Here is a 22312-nt window from a genome sequence, read left to right on the forward strand (position 1 = left end):
CGCCAGCCATGCCTGCGCCAGGCGTCGCGCATCAGGGCGGCGCGGGCGTCGGCCTCGCCCGCTCTCCCGCCCGCCGAATCGCCGGCGCCGAGCTCTCCGTCGTCTCGCATCGCTTGCCTCCCCACGCGCCGGGTCCTTATGGTCGGCCCGACTGTCAGACATAGAACAAGCACGCGGCCGCCGTCGGGTCAAACCGGCGCGCGCCAGCGGCGACGGGGAGGAAGACCATGACATCCACGCACTCGCGCACGGGCGGCTCTTCGGGCGGCATGCGGCCATGACCGATGCCATGCCGCTCGCCGGTCGGCTGGTCGTCGACCTTTCCCAGGGCATCGCCGGGCCCGCCTGCGGCATGGCGATGGCCGAGCACGGCGCCCGCGTCATCAAGATCGAGCCGCCCGCGGGCGACTGGATCCGCGGTCTGGGCGCCCCCGCCAACCCGGAGAAACCCGGCGCCACCGCCTTCTCGCTCTACTACAACCGCGGGAAGGAGAGCCTGACCCTCGACCTCAAATCCCTCGCCGGGCAGGCCGCCGCCCTGAAGCTTGCGGCCCGGGCCGACCTGCTGATCGAAAGCGGACGGCCTGGCGTGACCGAGAAAATGGGGTTGGGGTTCGAGGCGGTGCGCGCGCTCAACCCCGGCATCGTCTACCTCACCATCTCCGGCTTCGGGCTGGAGGGGCCGCGCGCCGCCGACCCGATGGTCGACACCTATGCGCAGGCGTTCACCGGCATGATGTCGATCACCCGTGATATCGAGGGCCGCCCGGTCCGCTCCGGCCAGCCGCTGATCGACGCGGTGACCGGGCTCTACGCCGCCCAGGCCGCGCTGGCGGCGCTTTATCCGACCGAAGGGCCGCGGGTCGCCCGTCGCCTCGACATTTCGCTGACCCAGACCGCGGCGGCGCTGATGGGGCCCAAGATCCTCGAATACGTCATCACCGGCGGCCGGTCCGAAAACATCAACCCGCCCGCCGGGATCTACATGGCGTCGGACCGCAACCTCGCCCTGACTCTGGTGCGCGAAACCGAATGGGCCGCGATCTGCCGGGCGCTCGGCCGGCCCGAGTGGCTCGACGACCCGCGCTACGGCTCCTTCGCGGCGCGCAACGTCCATGTGGCCGATCTGCGCGCGGCGATGGACGCGGTCTTCGTCACCGACACCGCCGATGCGTGGAGCGCGCGGCTTCAGGCCGAGGGCGTCATGGCCCGCCCGGTCAACGATTTCGGCGACTGGCTGGCCGAGCCGCAGGTGCAGGCGATGCGCGCGGCGCCCGAGCGCGCCTATGGCGAGATCATGCTTCCGACCCCGCGCACGCCGTCGCGCCAGCCCTTCGACGCGGTCTCGCCCGACGCCGGCGCCGACACCGCGCGGCTCGCCGCCGAATTCGGGCTGGATCTTTGACCTTTTCGTCCGCCAGGAGCCCCCGATGACCGAGACCGACGCCATCGATCCCATGTCCCGCCAGCTCTGCCCGACACGCTGGTTCGAGGATTACGAGGTCGGCGAGACCTTCTACATCCCGTCCCGCACCATGACCGACGCCCTCTTCTCCGCCTTCCAGCTGGCCTCAGGAGACAATCACCCGATCCATTACGACCGCCACTGGTGCAAGGCGCATGGCCACCGGGAGCTGCTCGCCCACGGCTATCAGGTGGTGATCCAGACCTGCGCCGGGGCTGGCCAACTGCCGCATGTCATGGGGGATGCGCTGGTGGCTTTCCTCGAGCAGGGCTCGAAATTTCTGGGCACGGTCTATGCCGGCGACACGCTCTATCCGCAGCTGGAGATCACCGAGCTGACGCCGGGACGGTCGACGGGCGTGATGACCTGCCGGGCGACCGTCCATAACCACGAGGGCAAAATGGTCATGGACGGTTTCCACAAATACCTGATCCGCAAGCGCCCCGCCTGAGCGGGACGCGCCGGCTCAGTCCTCCGGGATCTCGACGCCCACCTGACCGGTGATCGGCCCGTAATGCTCGGGCCGGCGGTGGCGTTTGAAATCGAAGACCGAGCGGCGGATATAGGCGCCCAGGTCGAGGTCGCAGGCGTAGGCGATGACCTCGTCCTCCTCCGACACGCAGCGGGCGACGGTCTCGCCGGTCGGAGCCACGATGGCCGAGCCGCCGATCATCGCGAACCCGTCCTCCGCCCCGCATTTCGCCGCCGCCATCACCCAGGCGCCGTTCTGATAGGCCGCCGATTCCAGCGACAGCCGGTTGTGGAACTCGCGCAGATGGGCGGGTTCGGGGTGATGGATGTTGCGGGTGGGGGTGTTGTAGCCGAGCATGAACACTTCCGCCCCGCGCAGCGCCATGGTGCGGAAGGTCTCGGGCCAGCGGCGGTCGTTGCAGATGCACATGCCGAAGCGGCCCGACGGCGTGGCGAAGGTCGGAAACCCGAGGTCGCCCACCTCGAAATACCGCTTTTCGAGATGCTCGAATTCCAGATCCCCGATGGGATCCCTGGTGCCCGGCAGGTGGATCTTTCGATATTTTCCGAGGATCGCCCCGTCGGGCGCCACCAGCACCGAGGTGTTGAAGCGGTGCGTCTCGCCGCCCTCCACCGCCTTTTCCGCATAGCCCAGATAGAAGCCGACGCCGAGGCGCCTGGCCTCGTCGAACAGTGGGACCATGGCGGGGGAGGGCAGGCCTTCTTCGTAGAACCGGTCGTATTCGGCGGGGTCGTCGTAGACGTATCGGGGGAAGAAGGTGGTCAGCGCCAGCTCCGGAAACGTCACCCAGCGCGCGCCGCGGCCATGCGCCTCGCGCAGCATCTCCACCAGCCGGGCGACGGCCGAGGCCTTGTCGTCGGCGAGGTGGATCGGGCCCATCTGGGCGACGGCGAACACTTCCCTGCGGCTCATGGCGAGCTCTCCTTCTGGCATTGCGGCTTTACCGATACCCAGCCGGGGCATTATCCAGAAATCAGAAAGCGCCCCCATCGAATAATCCGAGGTTATCAACCTGCCATGCTCAAGGCCCGCAACCTGGAAGTCCTCTGCGCCGTGATCGAGATGGGGACGACGGCGATGGCGGCGGAATCGCTCGGCATCTCCCAGCCCGCGGTGTCGAACATGATCCGCCATACCGAGGATCTGATCGGCTTTCCGCTGTTCATCCGCGAACGCGGCCGCCTGACGCCCACGCGCGAGGCGCTGCACATCGCCGACGAGGCGCGCCACCTGTTCCGCCAGCAGAAGCGCATCGGCGGGCTGGTCGAGCAGCTGCGCGGCGGCGAGGCCGGCAAGCTCGCCATCATCGCCACCCCTTCGCTCGGCCACGGGATCGTGCCCCGCGCGCTGGGCGCCTTCCTGCGTGGACGCACCAAGGTGCGGATCTCGTTCGAGGTCGGCACGGTGGACGAGATCGCGGCGCGGCTTTTGTCGGGCGAGGCGGATCTCGGACTCAGCATCACCCGCCCCCGTCAGGTCGGGCTTTCGGTGCAGAAACTGGCCGAAGGGCGGCTGGTCTGCGCGCTGCCCGAAACCCATGAGCTGGCCTTGTTCGAACGGATCAAGATCACCGACCTCAACCACGTGCCCCATATCTCCTACGCGATCGACACGCCGCTGGGGCGCACCATCGACGCGGCTTTCGCGGCCGAGGGGCTGGAGCGGCGGCATTTCTGCGAAGTGCGCCACACCACCACCGCGCTCGACCTGGTGGCGGGCGGGCTGGGGGCGGCGCTGGTCGACGACTTCGCCCTGATGGGCCGCGACATTCCCGGCGTCGCCGCGCGGCGCACCGTCCCCGACATTCCGCTTCAGGTCTACGCCCTGACCTCGACCCTGTTCCCCACGCCCAACCTCGCGCTGCTGTTCCAGACCCGGTTCAGCGAATTCGTGGCGGACACGCCCCGGCTGTGACCGCGCTGCGTCCCCGGAATGACATGGCGTCGGAGGTGAAGCTATAATCCTGGGCTATTCCCTCGCCTGTGTTTTTTATTTCTGCATGATGCGGCCGCTGTGGTCATCTTCTGCGCGACGGGCGCCGAGCGGTTGCGTCCGCAGACCAAAACCGGACCCGGAGCCCCATGACCGACGCGATCCTGTCGATCCGAGATGCGATGAAGCGCTATGGCGAGACCCATGCGCTCGACCATGTCGACCTGGACGTGGCGGAGGGCGAGTTCCTCACGCTGCTCGGCCCCTCCGGCTCGGGCAAGACCACGCTGCTGACCGCGGTGGCGGGGTTCACCCAGCTGACCGCCGGCAAGGTGGCGCTGCGCGGGACCGACATCACCTCCTTGCCCCCCGAAAAGCGCGGCTTCGGCATGGTGTTCCAGGGCTACGCGCTGTTCCCGACCATGACCGTGGCGCAGAATGTCGGCTTCCCGCTCAAGGTCCGCGGCGTCGCCAAGGCCGAGATGGCGGCGCGCATCGCCGAATGCCTCGACCTGGTGCAGATGGGGGCCTTCGCCGACCGCATGCCTTCCCAGCTTTCCGGCGGCCAGCAGCAGCGCGTCGCGCTCGCCCGCGCGCTGTCGTTCCGTCCGCAGGTGCTGCTGCTGGACGAGCCGCTGTCGGCGCTCGACAAGAAGCTTCGGGCCGATCTGCAGTGGGAGCTGAAGGCGCTGCATGAGAAACTGGGCGTGACCTTCATCTATGTCACCCACGATCAGGAGGAGGCGCTGTCGATGTCCGACCGCATCGTCATCCTCTCGGGCGGCAAGATCCAGCAGGCGGGCGACCCCGAGACGCTTTACAATCGCCCGCGCACCGGCTTCGTGGCGAACTTCCTCGGCAAATCCAACTTTCTGGATGTGACCGTGACCGGCCATGTCCCTGGCGGCGCCACCTGCGATCTGGGCGGCGCTTCGGTCGAGATCGCCTCCGACGCCCCGCCGCCCTCAGGCGCCGCCGCCCGCGTCGCGCTCCGCCCCGAGCGGATCGTGCTGGGCGAAGCCGGCGCGTCGGGCGTCGCCGGCCGCGTCGCCCAGATCTCCTATCTTGGCGAGCGCGCCCAGCTGATCGTGGAGACCGAGACGCTCGGCCCCCTGCTGGTGTCGCGTCCGACCTGGAAGGCCGGGATCCATCCCGAGCGCGACCTGCCCGTTTCCCTTCTTTGGGACCGCGACGCCTGCGTGTTCCTCGAAGACGCCTGAGCTGCAAGCCCAACCACCGGCCGCCAGAAGCCGCCCCCCTTCCACCGACAAGGAGCCACCCCGATGTCCGACCATGACAACGAGATGAGCATTGAGCTCGCCGAGATCGCCGCGCACCGCTTCCGCGAAGGCCGTCTGACCCGCCGCGGCCTGCTGACCGCGATGGCCGCGCTGGGCGTGCTGCCGGCCGTCGGCTTCGGCCGCGCCAACGCGCAGGCCAAGGAGCTGGTGCTGGTCAACTGGGGCGGCCAGGCCGCCGACATCATCAAGGAAGTGCTGGGCGAGACCTACAAGGCCGCCACCGGCATGGACGTGGTGATCGACGGCTCCGGCCCGTCCGCCGGCCGCATCCGCGCCATGGTCGAGAGCGGCGCCGTGGTCTGGGACGTGTGCGACTCCGGCCCCGGCTCGGCGATCATCCTCGGCGAGGCCGGGATGACCGCGCCGATCGACTATTCCATCGTCGACCGCGCCAAGCTGATGAAGGGCACCGACTGGGAGTTCGGCTGCGGCAACTACGTCTATTCGTATGTGCTCGCCACCAACCCCAAGATGCTGGGCGACGCCGTGCCGCAGAACTGGGCGGACGTCTTCAACGTCAAGGACTTCCCCGGCATGCGCACCTTCCGCAAGGCCGTGCGCGGCCAGCTGGAATGCGCGACCATGGCCCAGGGCGTGGCGCTCGAGGACGTCTATGAGGTGCTGTCGACCGAGGACGGAATCGACGCCGCCATCGACCAGTTCCGCAAGATCCGCGACAACGTCATCGTCTGGGGCTCGGGTTCCGACAGCCAGAACCTGTTCCTGCAGGAAGAGGTGTCGATGGGCAACATCTGGTCGACCCGCGCCCACCTGCTGAAGGACGAGATGGAGGAGGGCACGTTCTCGGTGACCTTCGACGGCGGCGTGATGTCGCCGGGCACCTGGGTCGTGCCCAAGAACAACCCCGCCGGCAAGGACGAGGCGATGAAGTTCATCGCCTTCGCCCAGGATCCGGCCCTGCAGGTGAAGTGGTTCGAGCTGATCGGCTCGGCCCCGATCAACCCCGCCGCGGCGCCGCTGGTGTCCGAGGAATTCGCGGCCTGGAACCCGACTTCGCCCGAGAACGTGGCCACCCAGATCCTCTACAACGACGAATGGTACGCCAAGAACCAGATCGCGGCGGAAGAGAAATACGTCAACGCGCTGATCAACTGATCCGCGCCCGATCCTGATCCCGTCCCCGGCCCGCGCGGCCGGGGGCGCGCCCCGACCTCTCCGCCTCCCCGAATTCCCAGCCCAGGACCCGAGCATGACCACCGACAAGGCGCGATACTGGCTTCTGGCGGCGCCCGCGCTGGCCGTGATGATCATCTTCTACATCTGGCCGCTGGTGAACATCTGGGCGATCTCGGTGACCGAGCCGGTCATGGGCTTCGGCAACTACGTGAAAGCGTCCGAGAGCCAGGCGGTCACCACCAGCTTCGTCATCACCTTCCGCGTCGCCGCGACCACCACGGTGATCTGCGTGCTGCTCGGCTATGTCTGCGCCTATGCGCTGACCAATGTGGTGCGCCGGGCGCGGCCCCTGCTGATCGCCATGGTGCTGCTGCCGTTCTGGGTGTCGGTGCTGATCCGGTCCTTCGCCTGGATCGTGCTGCTCGGCCGCTCGGGCCTCGTGAACGACACGCTGCGCGACGCCGGGATCATCGATGCGCCGCTGCGCCTGATGCACAACGAATTCGGCGTGGTGCTGGCCATGGTCCATGTCATGCTGCCCTTCGCGGTGCTGCCGATGATGGCCAACATGCGCGGCATCGACCGGGCCTTCACGGAAGCCGCCCGCGGTCTCGGCGCGTCCGAGTTCACCGCCTTCCGCATGGTCTACCTGCCGCAGACCCTGCCGGGCGTCGCTTCGGGCGCGCTGCTGGTCTTCGTGCTGAGCCTCGGCTTCTACGTGACGCCGGCGCTGCTGGGGGGCGGGCGCGTGCTGATGGTCTCCGAATACGTCACCTACCAGATCCAGGAATTCCTCAACTGGGGCTTGGGCACCGCCATCTCGGTGGCGCTGCTGGTCGCCACCGCCCTGGTGCTGGCCATCGCCGCGCGCTTCGTGAACCTGCGCAGCGCCTTGCTGGAGCGGAGCTGATGAGCGCCCCCCACGCCGCCGCCAAAAGCGCCCCCGACACCGTCCCCGGCGGCCCCGCCTCGATCTTCCGGATCTTCATGGGCACGGGCGGCTGGCTGATCGCCGCCTTCCTCGCCCTGCCGATCCTGGTGGTGATCCCCGTGTCGCTGACCGACACCTCCTATATCGGCCTGCCCAAGAACGCCCTGTCGCTGCAGCATTACGAGAGCTACTTCACCTCGGCCCGCTGGCTGTGGGGGACGTTCAACTCGATCCTCGTCGGGCTGGCGGTGGCTTTCTTCGCGACCGTGCTGGGGGCGGCCTTCTCCATCGGCTGCTGGTTCCTCGGGAACCGCGCCGCGACCATCGCGCGCTGGATCCTGATCGTGCCGATCCTGGTGCCGCCGGTGGTGCAGTCGCTCGGCTTCTACCGCTTCTGGGTGACCTTGGGGCTGATCGACACCTGGACCGGCGTGGTGCTCGCCCACACGCTGCTGGCGCTGCCTTACGTGTCGATCTCGGTCTTCGCGGCGCTGGCGAACCTCGATCCGAAGCTGCCGCAGGCGGCCCGCTCGCTCGGCGCCTCGGTCTGGGTGACGGTGTGGGAGGTGGTGGTTCCCGCCGCGCGCCCCGGCATGCTGACCGGCGCGATCTTCGCCTTCATCGTCAGCTTCGACGAAATCGTGTCGGTCCTCTTCATCACCGTGCGCCGGGTCGAGACCTTGCCCAAGCTGATCTGGGAGGGCATCCAGGACAATATCGACCCGACCATCGCGGTGGTGGCGACCGTCCTGGTTCTGGTGACGCTGGCGATCGCCGGCCTGGTCGCGATCCGCCGGTCATGAGCCGCCTGCTGCTGACCGGCGCCCCCTGCGCGCTGCCGGGGGAGGCGGGGACCGACGGCCCGCAGGTCCGCCCCGCCACCCTCGCCATCGAGGACGACCGCATCGTCGCCGTGCTCGACGGCCCGCCCGAGGGGACCGACTTCGCGGATTTCGAGCCGGTGGACTGCGCCGGAAAACTGATCATCTCCGGGCTGATCAACGCCCATACCCACGCCGTGCTGCTAGCGCTGCGCGGGACCATCGAGGATATCGAGGGCAACCTCGTCTATCAGTACATGGTCCCGGTCTCGTATCTGCTGACCGGGCCGGAGCGCGCCGCCATCGCGCGCCTCGCCTGCGCCGAGGCGATCCGGTCGGGGACCACGACGCTGGTGGATCCCCTGCGCCATGTCGCGGACTACGCGCCGGCCATGGCCGCGTCGGGCCTGCGCCTGTGGCTGGCCGAGAGCTGCGCGGACGCGGTCACCACCGAAGTCGGCCGCGGGACTTACCGTTTCGACCGCGACTTCGGCCAGACCTTCGTGGAGCGGACCGAGGCGTTGATCGAGCGGTTTCACGGTTCCGAAAACGACCGGGTCCGGGTGATGATGGCCGCCCACGGGCCGGACAATTGCTCGCCCTGGATGCTGGGCGAGGTGAACCGGCTGGCGGCGCGGCACGGGCTGCGGCGCACCATCCATCTGAGCCAGATCATCTCCGAGAAGGAGCAGGTCGAGAAACTCCACGGCTGCACCTCCACCGAATATCTGGAGCGCAACGGGTTTCTGGGCGACGACCTTCTCGCGGTGCACTGGACCTTCTGCACCGAAGGCGATGTGGAGATCCTGGCGCGCCGCGGCGTCCACTTCATCCATTCGCCCGCCTCGATGTCCGCCAAGGGGCCGCATCCGGCCCCGGTCAAGGCGATCCAGGAAGCCGGCATCAACATCGCGCTGGGCACCGACAACATGACCGAGGACATGTTCCAGTCGATGAAATCCGCGATGACCCTGCATCGCGGGGCCTGGGGGCGGTCGGTCCGCCCCTCCCCGGGGCGGGTGTTCGACTACGCGACGGTCAACGCGGCGCGCGCGCTCGACCGGCCCGATCTGGGGCGCATCGCGGTGGGGGCCAAGGCGGATCTGGCGATGATCGACCTGCGGCAGGCGACCATGGCGCCCGCGGTCTCGGCCATTTCGAACCTCGTGCATTACGGGCATCCGGGGCTGGTCGCCGACACCATGGTCGACGGCCGCTTCCTGATGCGCGACCGCCGCCTGACCACAATCGACGAGGGCGAGGCCGTCGACGAGGCCCAGGCCGCGACGCGGTCGATGTGGCGCAAGTTCGAGGCGGAGGGACATGACGTCCCCCTGCCGCGTTTCGACGATCTGGGCTGAACGGGAGCTTGCCATGACCTTCTCCATCGTCGGGCGCTGCGCCCGCACCGGGGCCTTCGGGGCCGCGATCACAACCTCCGACCTCGCCGTCGGCTCGCGCTGCGTGGGGCTCCTGCACGGCAAGGGCGGGGTGCTCAGCCAGCACCGCACCGACAGCCGGCTGCGCGATCTGGGCGTGCGGCGCCTGGCGGAGGGCGACGACGCCGAGACCGCGCTGAGCGCGATCTGCGACTCGACGCCGGACATCGAATGGCGTCAGGTCGGGGTGATCGATGCGCAGGGGCGCGTCGCGGTGCATCACGGACGCGCCATGTATTCGATCTACGCCCATTCGGCCGGGCCGGACTGCCTGGCGCTGGGCAATATTCTGGATAACCCCGACGTGCCCGCCGCCATGGCCGCGGCCTTCGGGGCGGATCCCGCCGCCGACCTCTCCGACCGCCTCCTCGCCGCCCTGATCGCGGGGCGCGAGGCGGGGGGCGAGGTCGGGGATGTTCTGCTCTCCGCAGCCCTGCGCGTCACCGGCCCGCATGAGATCGACACCTGCGACCTGCGCGTCGACCTCGCCGACGGCGACGCGGTCGGCGACCTCGCCAAACTTCACGCCGAATGGGGCGCGCGGGGCGAGCGGCTGCGCGCGGTGATGCTCCAGCCCGACACGGTGCCGGTCAGCCGGGCGCTGTTCGAGGCCTCCGTCGCGCGCATCCATGCGCTGGGCCTTGACGACCGTTTCCCGGCCGAGCGTCGGCGCAACGCCTGGACCTTGACCGAGTGACCGCCGAAGCCGCCCGGATCTACTGGCGCGACGGCCGCGCGGCCTATGTCCCCCGCGCCCATCCGCGCCCCGCGACGGTCGACGTGGCCGTCATCGGCGCCGGCTTCACCGGGCTGCGGGTGGCGCTGGAGCTCGCCCGCGGCGGCCGGTCGGTGGCGGTGCTGGAGGGGCGGGACCTCGGCCATGGCGCCTCCTCGCGCAACGGCGGCATGGTGGGGCCGAGCTTCCACAAGCTCGGCATGGCCGGTCTGACCGCCCATTACGGGCCCGACCGCGCCGCGCGGATCATGGCCGAGGGGATGACCGCGCTCGACGAATTCGAGACCTTCGTGGCCGAGGAGGGCATCGACTGCGCCCTGACCATGGCCGGCCGTTTTCGCGGCGCGCCCACGACCGCGAGCTACGAGGCCACCGCCCGGGAATGCGAGCGGCTGAACAAGGCCGTGGGTCTGCCCTACGAAATGGTCCCCCGCGAACGTCAGCACGACCAGATCGGTTCGGATTTCTACCGCGGCGGCGTGGTTTATCTGCGCGACGGCATGATCCAGCCCCGCCTGCTGGTGGAGGCGCTGGCCCGCCTCGCCGAAGACGCCGGCGCGATGATCTTCGAGCATTCCCCGGTGCTGGGCCTCGCCAGAGACGGGCAGGGCGTGTCCGTGAAGCTCTCCGACGGCGTGATCCGGGCGCGCGACGTGGTGATGGCCACCAACGGCTATGGCGGGTCCGAAACCGCGCCCCTCGGCCCCCGCGTCGTGCCGATCCTGACCGGGGTGGCGGCGACCGAGCCGCTGTCGGCCAACATGATGGGGGAGCTGACGCCGACGGGCCGGGCCTTCGGCGAAAACCGCCGGGTCTTCATGTGGTTCCGCCCGACGCCGGACAACAGGCGCTTCATCTTCGGCGGCCGCATCGGGCCGATGAACGGCAGCGACGCGCGGCGATCCAAGGCCGTGCGGGCCGCGGCGACGCGGGTGTTCCCGCAGCTGGAGGGGGTGAAGTTCTCCCATCTCTGGACCGGGAAGATCGCCTACACGCAGGACCACGCCCCCCATCTCGGGCGGATCGACGGCGTGTGGTATGCGGGCGGCTATTGCGGGTCGGGGGTGACCCGCAGCCTCTATTTCGGCCGCAAGCTGGCGCTGAAGATCCTGGAGCGCCCGGACGCCGAAACCGCCTTCGATGGCCTCGATTTCCCCAAGGTGCCGTTCCGCGCCTTCGCGCCCCTCGCCGCGACCGTGGTGACCAGGTGGAGCGCGCTGCTCGACGCCCTGCAGGACCGGCGCCGGGATTGAGCGGGGGGAATGGCGGGTTCGCACCCGCCCTACGATGCGTTGCAGCGGTTCCGAAAGGTAGGGCGGGTGCGAACCCGCCATTGCGCAACAAATGGGGGAGGCGCCGCCGCCTCCCCTCAAATCAGGCCGCGAACATGCCTTCGAGCCGGCTGCGCACGATGGCTTCGGCGTCGCGCATGATGCCTGAAATCAGCGCCTCGCAGGTCGGGATGTCGTGGATCAGGCCCGCGACCATGCCGCAGGACCAGGCCCCGGCCTCCATGTCGCCGTCGATCATGATTTTCGGGTAGACCCCGGCGACCTCATCGATGATGTCCTCGAATTTCAGGTCGGCGCCGAGCCGCTTCTCCTTCTCGATCAGCCGCTCCACCGCGCCGTTGTTCAGCACCCGCTCGGTGTTGCGCAGGGATCGCATGACGAGGCGGGTGTCGAGTTCGGACGCCGCCACGATGGCCTCCTTCACCCGCTGATGCACCGGCGCCTCCTGGGTGGCGATGAAGCGGGTGCCCATGTTCATGCCCTCCGCCCCCATCGCGAGGGCTGCGACGAGGCTGCGCGCGTCGGCCATGCCCCCCGAGGCGACGAAGGGGATCTCCAGCTCGTCCGCCGCACGCGGCAGCAGGATCATGTTGGGGATGTCGTCTTCGCCCGGATGCCCGCCGCATTCGAACCCGTCGACCGAGACCGCGTCGCAGCCGATGCTCTGCGCCTTCAGCGAGTGGCGCACCGAGGTGCATTTGTGGATCACCTTGATCCCGGCGTCCTTCAGGTAGGGCATGACCTCGGACGGGTTGCGGCCCGCCGTCTCCACCACCGTCACGCCGCCCTCGATGATCGCCTTCACGTAGCCGGGATAGTCGGGAGAGGAGACGGTCGGCAGGAAGGTCAGGTTCACGCCGAAGGGCTTGTCGGTCAGGTCCCGGCACTTGGCGATCTCGTTGGCGAGGTCGCCGGGCGTCTTCTGGGTCAGCCCGGTGATGACGCCGAGCCCGCCGGCATTGGACACCGCCGCCGCCAGCTCGGCGAAGCCGACATAATGCATGCCGCCCTGGATGATCGGGTGCCGGATGCCCAGCAGTTCGGTGATGCGGGTTTTCATCGGGTCTCTCCCTTGGAGGTTCTGTTTATTGGGTCGGCGCGCGGGCCGCGGCGCCGGCGCGGGAATACACCACGACCGGACCCGGCGCGTCCATCGGCGCCGCGCGGTTTCGGCGAAGGGCCGGGGCGGGCGGGGCCGGTCTTGTTGACACGCTTCAAGCCGCGAAGTTACCGTAATCGCAAAGAGATGCGGGGCGCAACGCCGCCTCGCCCGCCGTTCCGGGAGGACCCATCGCCATGACCCGCACCCGCCAGGTCGTCATCCGCACGCTGCCCAAGGGCGCGCTCGCTCCATCGCATTTCGAGATGACCGAGGCCGATTTGCCCGCGCCCGGCCCGGGGCAGGCGCTGGTCCGGGTCATCCTGATGTCCATCGACGCCGCCAACCGCGCCTGGATGCAGGGCGCCACCTACCGCGAGGCGGTGAAGGCCGGCGACGTGATGCACACCTACGCCATCGGGGAAGTGGTGGAGAGCGCGGACCCCGCCCTCGCGCCCGGCGACCTGGTGGCGGCGGAGGCGGGCTGGTCGGAATTCGCGCTGGTGGAGGCGCGCAAGGCGGTGAAGCTGCCGCCGCTGCGGCCGCTCTCGAACCTGATGTCGGTCTACGGGATCGCCGGCAAAACCGCCTATCACGGACTGGTCCAGGTCGGCCGGCCGAAGGCGGGGGAGACGGTCCTGGTCTCGGCCGCGGCCGGGTCCGTGGGCATGTATGTGGGCCAGATCGCCAAGGCGCTGGGCTGCCGGGCGGTGGGCATCGCCGGCGGGGCGGAGAAATGCGCCTGGGTGGTCGATACGCTCGGCTTCGACGCCTGCGTGGATTATCGCGCGCCGGATTTCTACAAGCGCCTCAAGGCGGCCTGCCCGGACGGGGTCGACGTCTATTTCGACAATGTCGGCGGAACCGTGCTGGAAACCGCGCTGTTCCTGATGAACCTCAAGGGCCGCGTGGTCTGCTGCGGCGCGGTCAGCCAATATGACGAAACCGCGCCCGCAGGCCCTCGCAACCTGCCCGGTCTGGTGGTCGTCAAGCGCCTGCGGATGGAGGGGTTCATCGTGATGGACTTCGCCGACCAGGACGCGGAGGCCGAGGCCGCGCTCGCCGGCTGGGTCGCCGACGGGCGCATCACAGTGGTCGAGGACGTGGTGGAGGGCCTGGAGAACGCCCCCGAAGCCCTCATCGGCCTGCTGGCGGGGCGCAACCGCGGCAAGCGCATGGTCCGCGTGGCGCCCGACCCGGCCTGAGGCCACCGGCGGGGGGACGTCGCCCCCCGCCCCTCTTCGTTCAGGAGGACGCGGCGCCCAGATCGGCCAGATCCTGGGCCGAAAGTTCCAGCGCCGCCGCCTTGACCAGATCCTCGACCTGGGCCACGGACGTCGCCGAGGCGATGGGCCCGGTTACGCCGTCCTGCGCCGCCACCCAGGCCAGCGCCACATGCGCGGGCTTCGCGCCATGCCGCGCCGCCACGTCGTCGAGCGCGTCGAGCACCTTCATCCCCTTGGGGTTCATGTAGGTTTCGAGCCGCCCCTTGCGGGCCTTCGCGGCCACGTCCTCCTTGCTGCGGTAGAGGCCCGAGAGGAACCCCGAGGCCAGACCGAAGAACGGGATCACGCCCAGACCCTCGGCGCGGCAGAGGTCCAGAAGCGGCCCCTCGAGCTTCTCCCGCTCCACCAGATTGTATTCGGGCTGGAGGGACGAATAGCGGGGCAGCCCCTCGCGGTCCGCCGTCTCCAGCGCGCCCTTGAGCTGTTCGGGCGAGAAATTCGAGGCGCCGAACGAGCGGATCTTGCCCGCCTTGATCAGCCGGTCATAGGCGCCCAGCGTCTCTTCATGGGGGGTGGAATCGTCGGGGCGGTGGGCGAAATAGTGGTCGACGCACTCGACCCCCAGCCGCTTCAGCGAGCCCTCGATCGCCTGCTCCAGCCATCGCGCCGAGAGGCCGATGGCGGGCGCGCCGGCGGGGTCGGTCCCCATGTCGGCGCCGGCCTTGGTGATGAGCGTGATCCGCTCGCGCATGCCGGGCCGCGCGGCCAGCCAGCGGCCGATGGTGGCCTCGCTCTCGCCGCCCTGATGGCCGGGAACCCAGCGGGAATAGACGTCGGCGGTGTCGATGGCGTTGAGGCCCGCGTCGACCGCGGCGTCGAGCACCGCGAAGCTGGTCGCCTCGTCCGCCGTCCAGCCGAAGACATTGGCGCCGAGCACGATGGGGGGGACCGACAGGCCCGACGGGCCGAGAGGACGCATGCGCATGGGGAGGGGTTCCGTTCCGGTTTTCAGGGGCAGGGGAGGCCCGCCGGCGAAGTCTCGGCAGAACCGGCGGGGGACGCAATGCGAAACCGACGCCTATGGGGGCAGGCCGAAACGCCAGCGGGGGCGAGGCGTCGTCGCCCCGCCCCCGCGAAACCCCGGCCCGCGCGGTTCAGCGCGGCTCGGTCGACAGACCCTTCCAGATCGCCACGCACATCATCAGCAGCACCAGGGTGAACGGCAGCCCGGTGGAGATCACCATGGATTGCAGCGACGCGAGCCCGCCCGAGGACAGCAGCAGCACGATGGCGACCGCCCCCTCGAACACGCACCAGAACACCCGCTGGGGCACCGGCGCGTCGACCTTGCCGCCGGCGGTGATGGTGTCGATGACCAGCGAGCCCGAATCCGACGACGTCACGAAGAACACGATCACCAGGATGATCCCGATGAACGAAGTGATCGAGACCAGCGGCAGCGCGTCGAGCATCTTGAAGAGCTTGATCGGCAGCGCCGCGTCCTGCGCCGCCGCGTAGCCGTCCGAGATCACCTGATCGACCGCCACGCCCCCGAACACCGACATCCACAGCACGCAGACCATGGACGGGATCAGCAGCACGCAGACCAGGAATTCGCGCACCGTGCGCCCCCGGCTGACGCGGGCGATGAACATGCCCACGAACGGCGACCAGGAGATCCACCACGCCCAGTAGAACGAGGTCCAGCCCTGGGAGAAGTTCACGTCCTCGCGCCCGAACGGGTTGGCGAGCGCGGGCAGATGCTGGATATAGGCCGCGAGATAGTCCACGAAGCCGGTCACGATCAACAGCGTCGGTCCCGCGAACAGCACGAAGACCAGCAGCAGCATCGCCAGCCCCATGTTGATCTCCGACAGCACCTTCACGCCGCCGTCGAGCCCGCGCAGCACCGAGATCAGCGCGACGGCGGTGATGCCCGAGATCAGCAGCACCTCGGTCGTCGAATTGATCGGCACGCCGAAGAGCTCGTTCAGGCCTGCATTGGCCTGCGTCGCGCCGAAGCCGAGCGAGGTCGCCAGACCGAAGAGGGTGGCGAAGACGGCGAGGATGTCGATGACATGGCCCGGCCAGCCCCAGATCCGCTCGCCCAGCAGCGGGTAGAACGCGGACCGGATCGTCAGCGGCAGGCCCTTGTTGTAGCTGAAAAGCGCCAGCGCCAGCGCCACCACCGCGTAGATCGCCCAGGGGTGCAGGCCCCAGTGGAAGATGGTGGCGGCCATGCCGAGCCGGCGCGCGGCCTCGGCGTCGCCCGCGGCCCCGCCCAGCGGCGCCCAGTCGGTGCGGATCCCGTCCTCGCCGAGCACGACCCCGCCCATCGAGGACGAGAAGTGGCTCATCGGCTCGGACACGCCGTAGAACATCAGGCCGATGCCCATGCCGGCCGCGAACAGCATCGCGAACCAGCCGATATAGGTGTAGTCCGGCGTCGCGTCCTGCCCGCCCAGCCGCACGCGGCCATAGGGCGATACGATCAGCACCAGGCAGAACACCACCACGATGTCGCCGGCCGCGATGAAGAACCAGTCGAACTGCTGGGTGACGGTCGAGAACAGCCAGGTGAACACCGCGGCCGACTGCTCGGGCAGCGCCAGCGCGTAGAACACGAACAGCACGATCGACAGACCGGAGACCAGGAACACCGGGTTATGGATGTCGAACCCGAACGGGCCGACCTTGCCGTCGATGTTGTTCTGACCGAGCGTGTAGTCGGTGTCGATCAGCGCGGACGCGCCTTCGGGGGCCGGAATGCCGGATGTCGGATCCGGGCTGTCGGGCATGTCGGACATGAGGTCTCCTGGAAATGAGGGAAGGGGCGCGGGGCTTCAGCGCACGAGGTGGCCGACATGCGCCAGGTCGACGGGCGTCGTGATCTTCTCGAACATCTTTGCGCTTCCCTGGTCTCCGGCCGGACCGCGCCGCCGGCGCAAGGCGCAGGCGGCGCGGCGCGCCCCGAGGGTCCGAACGCTGCGCGGCGCGGGACCACCGGGCGAGCCGGGATGACGTGATCGCAATGCCCTAAAGGAAATGTGATCCGAATGCAAAAAAAGCGGCGCCAGGCGCCGCTTTTGAGACAATGTTGCCAATGGAGCCGGGGCGGAGACCCCGCCCCCGGTTCAGCCGCCGAAGCTGCGGGACCCGCCCGAGGTGTTGCTGGCCCCGAAGCCGCCGCGCGCGGCCACGCTCGCCCGCGACATCACCTGCGGCGCAGCCTTGGGCGCGCCGAGGCTCGACGAGGCGAAGCTGCGCGTCGCGCCGGGGGTCACCGCGCCCACCGACTTGCCGGCGCCGGTCATCAGGCCCGCGCCGCGCGCCCCGGTATAGACCGGCTGCGCATAGGACCGGCCGCCCTGGCTCATCAGGTTGCCCATCATGTAGCCCGCCATCAGCGGCATGAAGATCGACCCGCCCTGGGACACCTGCTCCGGCGTGCCCTCCACCGGCACCTGGTCGGGAGAGATCCCCAGCGCGGCGGCCTGCTCTTCTCGCGGGGCGCAGGCGGCGGCGCCATGCTCCTGCTCGCACAGCTCCAGCGAGTCGTAGCGCGGCGCTTCCAGCGCATAGGCCTGCACCGCGTTGGCGAAGGCCGCGTCGCAATCGGCGACGGAGAACCCGGCCTCGGCCCCCGCATAGCGTTCGCACTGGGCGGCGTTCTCGAAATAGGTCAGGTCGGTCTGCTCTTCGCAGGCCGCGAGCCCGAAGACGGCGCCCCCGAGGATCACCGCTTTGGCGCGCCCCGAACCCATGGATCTGTTGAACATGTTCGATGGTCCTCCCTGTCGCGCCACATAATCATTCCGGGCCGCGAAGGGCAGGGGCGGCGGGCCGCTTTCCCGCTCCGGAGCGGTCACGCCCGCGTTACTCGCGCGGTTCGTCTCGCCCCGCCTCAGCCCTCGGGCAGGATCGCATGCGGCTTGAACCGGCTGAGATCCTGGGTGATGCGCGATCGGTCCTCCCGCAGGCCCATCCCCACGCAGGCGTCGCCCACGATCCATGCCCCGATCACCGGCCGCATCCCGTCGAATTCGGGCAGGGGCGCATAGGCCTGCGCGATCCGCGGATGGTCGTCATAACCGCCCGAGACCGAACGCTCCGTCTCCGCGCCCCCCTCGACGATCACCACCGACGCGCCCTCCCGACCGAAGACGGGTTTCAGCACATGCCCCGCCTCCATCGCCGCGCGGGCGCGTTCGAGACGGGGGGAGGAGACCTGCAATTCGTCCTCGAAAAACGCCGGCAGCAGGTTCTCGTGCCCCTCGAACATCCGCCACAGCACCGGCAGCAGGCCCTTGTTGGACAGGACCGCCTTCCACGGCGGCTCGATGAACCTGCAGCCGGAGCCGGGGATCGCCGCGGCGAAGTCGTCGCGCAGCAGATCCTCCCACGGGTAGAGCTTGAAGAGCGTCCCGATCACCCGGTCCTCGCCATCGGCGAACTGGCCGGCATCGGTCAGGCCGATGCGCTCGATGGGGGTGTAGTGGGGCGAGAGGCCCGCGTCCGCCGCGCACCAGGCGAGATATTCGACCGTTGCGAAATCCTCCTCCACCCCGTCGGCGGAGGCGAAATGCACGTCCTCGCCCGGCGCGAAGCCGGCGCGGAAGCGGGCGACCATCGCCTCATGGATGTCGTTGAACTGGTCGGCGCCCTTCGGCAGCCGTCCCTGTTCGATCATGTCTTCGAGCCACAGCCACTGGAAGCTCGCCGCCTCGTAGACCGAGGTGGGGGTGTCGGCGTTGTATTCCAGCAGTTTCGCCCGGCCGTCTCCGAACCCGTCGCCGCCATAGACCAGATCGAAGCGGCCGTAGAGCGAGACGTCCTCGCGCCGGAGGCTGCCCGCCACCAGGTCCATAGCCTCCTCCGGGATCGCCAGCTTGCGCATCAGCGCCTCCGACGACGCGATCTCGCGCGCCGCTTCCAGGCACATGGCGTGCAGCGCGGTGGCGGGGGCCTCGATGCGGGTCTCCACCTCGTCCAGCGAGAAGGCGTAGACGGTGGTCTCGTCCCAATAGGGCTCGCCATGCATGGTGTGGAAGCGGAAGCCGAGCGTCTCGGCCTTGGCCTTCCAGTCCGGCCGTTCGCCGGGCGCGATCTTTCTCATGGGGCGGGCTTTCTCATGGGGCGGGCTCCCGGTCCTGCAGAGGGACGCGCAGGAGCGCGGGGCAGGGCGACGAAGTCAAGGACCCGCCGCCCCCCGGGCGATCACGAAACAGACCACCGCGGGCCCCTCAGAACCCCAGCTCTCTCGCCGTCGCCCGGCCGACCACGCCGGTCACCTCCGGCTTCCTGTCATGCTGGAACCGCTCGACTGCGATGCGGACGCCCTCGCCGAAGACGCCGTCGATCTCGCCCACGTCGTAGCCGAGCGTCGCCAGCCGATCCTGAAGGTCTCGTACCGCCGAACGTCCCCGCGCCACACCATGTGCGCCGCGCGGTCTTTGGCCAGACCCGCCGCCGCCGCGACGCCGCGCCTCCGCCATCCGGAGCGGCGCGCCCGCGGACCCCGTCGAAGGGGATGGCGGGGGGGGAATCGGGCGGCGCTCCGGGGCGCGGCGACGGGGCGGGGGGCGGAGCTGCCCTGACGAGCGCGATCCCGTCGCGCGGCGCTGTTCTCATGGCTCGATCCGTTCCCCGTTGGACGCCCGCGACCTTGCCCGCGACCTTGACGGATTGCCGCAGGCGCGCGTCCGCAGCGACCGGGTTCGACCTGCGGCCATGGCGCGGAGCCCGGCGCGGGCGGAGAGCCGGTCCGCGCGCGGCCAGGCGCGCGCCGCCAAGAGGTTGAGGTCGACGCGGCGAGGCTTCATGACTGCTTGCACAGCATCGACGGCGGCGCCTGCGATCCGCGCCGCCGCAAGCGAACCATGGGAGAGCAGGCCATGCGCCGCATCGATGGCGACCCCGAGCGGGCCCGGGTCCCGGCCCCGCAGGGAAGCGGCGGAGAGGGCGGCGGAGAGGGCGGGGCGCCCGCCCGCGTCTCCCGGCTGGCGGTGACCGCGATCCTCGCGGCCTCCACCGTGGCGACGCTGAACATGGCGATCACCAACACCGCGCTGCCGACCATCGCCGCGGATCTGGGTGCGGATCAGGCGGATTCGGTGTGGATCGTCACCGCGTTCCAGTTCGCCATGGCGGCCACCATCCTGCCGCTGGGGGCGCTGGGCGATTCCATCGGGCACAAGCGGGTGTTTCTGTGGGGGCTCGCGCTCTTCGCGCTGACCTCGCTCGCCTCCGGCCTCGCGTGGTCGCTGCCCGCGCTCGCCGGCGCGCGGGCGCTGCAGGGGATCGGCGGGGCGGCGATCTCGGCCGCGACCCCGGCGCTGATCCGCGCCATCTACCCGGCGGAGCGATTGGGGCGCGGGCTCGGGCTTTACGCGCTCGCGGTGGGCGTGGGGCTGACGGCGGGGCCGACGGTGGCCTCGGCGGTTCTGGCGGTGGCGGACTGGCCATGGCTGTTCCTGATCAACGTGCCGGTGGGCGGCGCCGCGCTGGCGCTGGCGCTGGTGGCGATGCCGGCGGATGTGCCGGGGCGGCGGAAGATGGACCCGGTCTCGGCGCTGCTCTGCATGGCGTTCTTCATTCTGGTGCTGCTGGGGCTGGCCGAGGCCGCGCATGACGCACGGCCGCTGCGCCTGCTGGCGGAGCTGGGGGGCGGCGTGATCTGCGGCGTGCTGCTGACCCGGCGCGAGCGCGGCCGTCCGGCGCCGATCTTCGCCGCCGACCTGTTCCGGCTCAGGATGTTCGCGCTGTCCTCGGCCACGTCGGTCTGCGCGTTTTCGGTGCAGGGGGCCGCCTTCGTGGCGCTGCCGTTCCTGATGCAGGACGTGCTGGGCCGCAGCCAGGTGGAGACGGGGCTGCTGCTGACGCCCTGGCCTGCGGCGACCGCGGTGATGGCGATGGTGGCGGCGGGGCTGGCGGACCGGATGCCGGCGGGGCTGCTCGGCGGGGTCGGGCTGGCGACGGTGGCGGGGGGGATGATCGCGCTGGCGACGATCCCGGCGGACGCTTCGGCGGTCGAGCTCGGCTGGCGGCTGGTGCTGTGCGGACTGGGCTTCGGGCTGTTCCAGACGCCGAACATGCGCGCGATCATGTCTTCGGCGCCGGCTTCGCGCAGCGGGGGGGCGGGGGGGATCCTCGCCACCTCGCGGCTGATGGGGCAGTCGGTCGGGGCGACGCTGACCGCGTTCTGCCTGTCGCTCGGCGCGGCGGAGGGGGCGGTGGCGGCGCTGTGGATGGGGGGGGCGCTGGCGGTGCTGGGCTGCCTGGTCAGCCTGACGCGCCTGCTCGGCGGGCGGCGGGCCTGAACCCGGCCGGCGAGCCCGCCTGCGCGGGCTGACGCGTGGGCGGAGGCTTCGGCGCTCGGGCGCCCCGAGGCGGCCGTCGCGCGATCCGGTCTGGCGGCGGGGCCCCTGGCGCGGCAGGGTGTCCGCAAAACCGACAGGAGGACGCGCCCCATGAACCGATTCACCCGATTCCCCGCCCCCGGAGCTTGCGCATGACCGCCCCCGCCCCCTCGCCCCGCCCGGTCGCGCTGATCACGGGCGGCGGCACCGGGGTCGGCGCCGCCGCAGCGCTCGGCCTCGCCGCGCGGGGCTGCGACGTGGCGCTCAACTACAGCCGGTCGGCGACAGAGGCCGAGGCCGCCGCCGAGGCCTGCCGCGCGCTCGGCGTCGAGGCCATCACCCTGCAGGGCGACGTCGCGACCGACGCCGACTGCCGTCGCATCGCCGACGAGACCGCCGCCCGCTGGGGTCGCATCGACATGGTGGTCAACAACGCCGGCACCACGCTCTTCGCCGACCTCGCCGACCTCGAGGCGCAGAACGAAGCCGATTTCATGCGCATCTACGCGGTCAACGTGCTGGGCGCCTATCAGGTGACCCGGGCGGCGGCGCCGATGCTGCGCGCCTCGGGCAAGGGCGCGGTGGTCAACGTGTCCTCGATGTCGGCGGTGACCGGCCTCGGCAGCTCGATCCCCTACGCCGCCTCCAAGGGCGCGCTCGACACGCTGACCCTGTCGCTCGCCCGCGCGCTCGCCCCGAAGGTGCGGGTCAACGCGGTGCTGCCGGGCATGATCGCCACCCGCTGGTTCTCCGAGGGGCTGGGCGCCGCGCGGGCCGAGGCCGCCCAGGCCCGCGCCGAGGCCGGCGCCGCGCTCGGCTCGGTCTGCTCGGCCGAGGACGTCGCCGCCTGCATCGTGTTCCTCGCGCTCGACGCCGCCAAGGTGACCGGGCAGCTGATGCAGGTCGACGCGGGCACGGCGCTGGGCCCGGCGATGACCCGGCTGGCCTGAGGGGGCGCGGCGCGCGCCTGCGGCGGACGGGCCCCGGGGAAGATCGGGAGGGGGGCGCGAAGCGCGCGAGATCGCCGCATGCGCGTGGCGGTGGCCTTGCCGGTCCGGCTCGTTAATAGTGAACGGAACATG

Annotated in this window: 20 protein-coding genes; 13 read left to right on the forward strand and 7 right to left on the reverse strand. The window is 70.1% G+C overall.

From position 1 onward, the window contains the following. The first annotated feature begins 277 nt into the window (after positions 1-277). Positions 278-1405: a CaiB/BaiF CoA transferase family protein gene (locus ACTB72_RS12105; RefSeq protein WP_463037247.1), complete on the forward strand. Its 1128-nt coding sequence runs from the start codon at positions 278-280 to the stop codon at positions 1403-1405. Between the two features lie 25 nt (positions 1406-1430). Continuing rightward, the gene (locus tag ACTB72_RS12110) at positions 1431-1916 is read left to right on the forward strand and encodes a MaoC family dehydratase (RefSeq protein WP_463037248.1); all 486 of its coding nucleotides are present in this window, start codon (positions 1431-1433) and stop codon (positions 1914-1916) included. A gap of 15 nt (positions 1917-1931) precedes the next feature. On the opposite strand, the gene ACTB72_RS12115 is transcribed toward ACTB72_RS12110, so the two are convergent. Continuing rightward, positions 1932-2870 carry an N-carbamoyl-D-amino-acid hydrolase gene (locus ACTB72_RS12115; RefSeq protein WP_463037249.1) on the reverse strand — a complete coding sequence of 313 codons (939 nt, stop codon included), beginning with the start codon at positions 2868-2870 and terminating at the stop codon, positions 1932-1934. A 105-nt stretch (positions 2871-2975) separates the two neighbouring features. Here ACTB72_RS12115 and ACTB72_RS12120 point away from each other — a divergent pair, with 105 nt between their 5' ends. The 8 genes from ACTB72_RS12120 to ACTB72_RS12155 all read left to right on the forward strand — a co-directional run bounded on the left by ACTB72_RS12120 (position 2976) and on the right by ACTB72_RS12155 (position 11508). Next, a complete protein-coding gene (locus tag ACTB72_RS12120) occupies positions 2976-3872 on the forward strand; it encodes a LysR family transcriptional regulator (protein WP_463037250.1) in 897 nt (298 codons plus the stop codon). Between the two features lie 167 nt (positions 3873-4039). Next, positions 4040-5110: an ABC transporter ATP-binding protein gene (locus ACTB72_RS12125; RefSeq protein WP_463037251.1), complete on the forward strand. Its 1071-nt coding sequence runs from the start codon at positions 4040-4042 to the stop codon at positions 5108-5110. Positions 5111-5173: 63 nt separating this feature from the next. Then, complete coding sequence (locus tag ACTB72_RS12130) at positions 5174-6307, forward strand: ABC transporter substrate-binding protein (protein ID WP_463037252.1); 1134 nt, start codon at positions 5174-5176, stop codon at positions 6305-6307. A 94-nt stretch (positions 6308-6401) separates the two neighbouring features. Next, positions 6402-7238 (forward strand): ABC transporter permease, encoded by an 837-nt coding sequence (locus ACTB72_RS12135; protein WP_463037253.1) that lies wholly within the window; start codon positions 6402-6404, stop codon positions 7236-7238. Beyond that, positions 7238-8062, forward strand: a complete 825-nt coding sequence (locus tag ACTB72_RS12140; RefSeq protein ID WP_463037254.1) for an ABC transporter permease — start codon at positions 7238-7240, stop codon at positions 8060-8062. Before ACTB72_RS12135 ends, ACTB72_RS12140 begins: the two co-directional genes overlap by 1 nt. Continuing rightward, positions 8059-9441, forward strand: coding sequence for an amidohydrolase family protein (locus ACTB72_RS12145; protein ID WP_463037255.1), 1383 nt, complete (start codon positions 8059-8061; stop codon positions 9439-9441). Before ACTB72_RS12140 ends, ACTB72_RS12145 begins: the two co-directional genes overlap by 4 nt. A gap of 13 nt (positions 9442-9454) precedes the next feature. Then, positions 9455-10216 carry a DUF1028 domain-containing protein gene (locus ACTB72_RS12150; RefSeq protein ID WP_463037256.1) on the forward strand — a complete coding sequence of 254 codons (762 nt, stop codon included), beginning with the start codon at positions 9455-9457 and terminating at the stop codon, positions 10214-10216. Then, positions 10213-11508, forward strand: coding sequence for an NAD(P)/FAD-dependent oxidoreductase (locus ACTB72_RS12155; protein WP_463037257.1), 1296 nt, complete (start codon positions 10213-10215; stop codon positions 11506-11508). The genes ACTB72_RS12150 and ACTB72_RS12155 overlap by 4 nt, the downstream gene beginning before the upstream one ends. A 121-nt stretch (positions 11509-11629) precedes the next feature. On the opposite strand, the gene ACTB72_RS12160 is transcribed toward ACTB72_RS12155, so the two are convergent. Beyond that, positions 11630-12607: an NAD(P)H-dependent flavin oxidoreductase gene (locus tag ACTB72_RS12160; RefSeq protein WP_463037258.1), complete on the reverse strand. Its 978-nt coding sequence runs from the start codon at positions 12605-12607 to the stop codon at positions 11630-11632. Between the two features lie 236 nt (positions 12608-12843). Between ACTB72_RS12160 and ACTB72_RS12165 the strand changes: the two genes are divergently transcribed. After that, complete coding sequence (locus ACTB72_RS12165) at positions 12844-13851, forward strand: NADP-dependent oxidoreductase (RefSeq protein ID WP_463037259.1); 1008 nt, start codon at positions 12844-12846, stop codon at positions 13849-13851. A gap of 40 nt (positions 13852-13891) precedes the next feature. On the opposite strand, the gene ACTB72_RS12170 is transcribed toward ACTB72_RS12165, so the two are convergent. The 5 genes from ACTB72_RS12170 to ACTB72_RS12190 all read right to left on the reverse strand — a co-directional run bounded on the left by ACTB72_RS12170 (position 13892) and on the right by ACTB72_RS12190 (position 19304). Further along, positions 13892-14857, reverse strand: coding sequence for an aldo/keto reductase (locus tag ACTB72_RS12170; protein ID WP_463037260.1), 966 nt, complete (start codon positions 14855-14857; stop codon positions 13892-13894). A gap of 169 nt (positions 14858-15026) precedes the next feature. After that, on the reverse strand, positions 15027-16679 hold the full coding sequence (locus ACTB72_RS12175) for a BCCT family transporter (RefSeq protein WP_463037261.1): 1653 nt from the start codon (positions 16677-16679) through the stop codon (positions 15027-15029). 327 nt (positions 16680-17006) lie between these two features. After that, a complete protein-coding gene (locus ACTB72_RS12180) occupies positions 17007-17651 on the reverse strand; it encodes a DUF1190 domain-containing protein (protein WP_463037262.1) in 645 nt (214 codons plus the stop codon). Positions 17652-17776: 125 nt separating this feature from the next. Next, the gene (locus ACTB72_RS12185; RefSeq protein ID WP_463037263.1) at positions 17777-18988 is read right to left on the reverse strand and encodes a glutathionylspermidine synthase family protein; all 1212 of its coding nucleotides are present in this window, start codon (positions 18986-18988) and stop codon (positions 17777-17779) included. A 127-nt stretch (positions 18989-19115) separates the two neighbouring features. Continuing rightward, positions 19116-19304 carry a peptidoglycan-binding domain-containing protein gene (locus tag ACTB72_RS12190; RefSeq protein WP_463037264.1) on the reverse strand — a complete coding sequence of 63 codons (189 nt, stop codon included), beginning with the start codon at positions 19302-19304 and terminating at the stop codon, positions 19116-19118. Between the two features lie 462 nt (positions 19305-19766). Here ACTB72_RS12190 and ACTB72_RS12195 point away from each other — a divergent pair, with 462 nt between their 5' ends. Together ACTB72_RS12195 and ACTB72_RS12200 are read left to right on the forward strand one after the other, a co-directional pair. Beyond that, complete coding sequence (locus ACTB72_RS12195) at positions 19767-21191, forward strand: MFS transporter (protein WP_463037265.1); 1425 nt, start codon at positions 19767-19769, stop codon at positions 21189-21191. A 191-nt stretch (positions 21192-21382) separates the two neighbouring features. Further along, the gene (locus ACTB72_RS12200; RefSeq protein ID WP_463037266.1) at positions 21383-22180 is read left to right on the forward strand and encodes an SDR family NAD(P)-dependent oxidoreductase; all 798 of its coding nucleotides are present in this window, start codon (positions 21383-21385) and stop codon (positions 22178-22180) included. The last annotated feature ends 132 nt before the right edge of the window (positions 22181-22312 follow it).

The organism is Albimonas sp. (assembly GCF_055129145.1).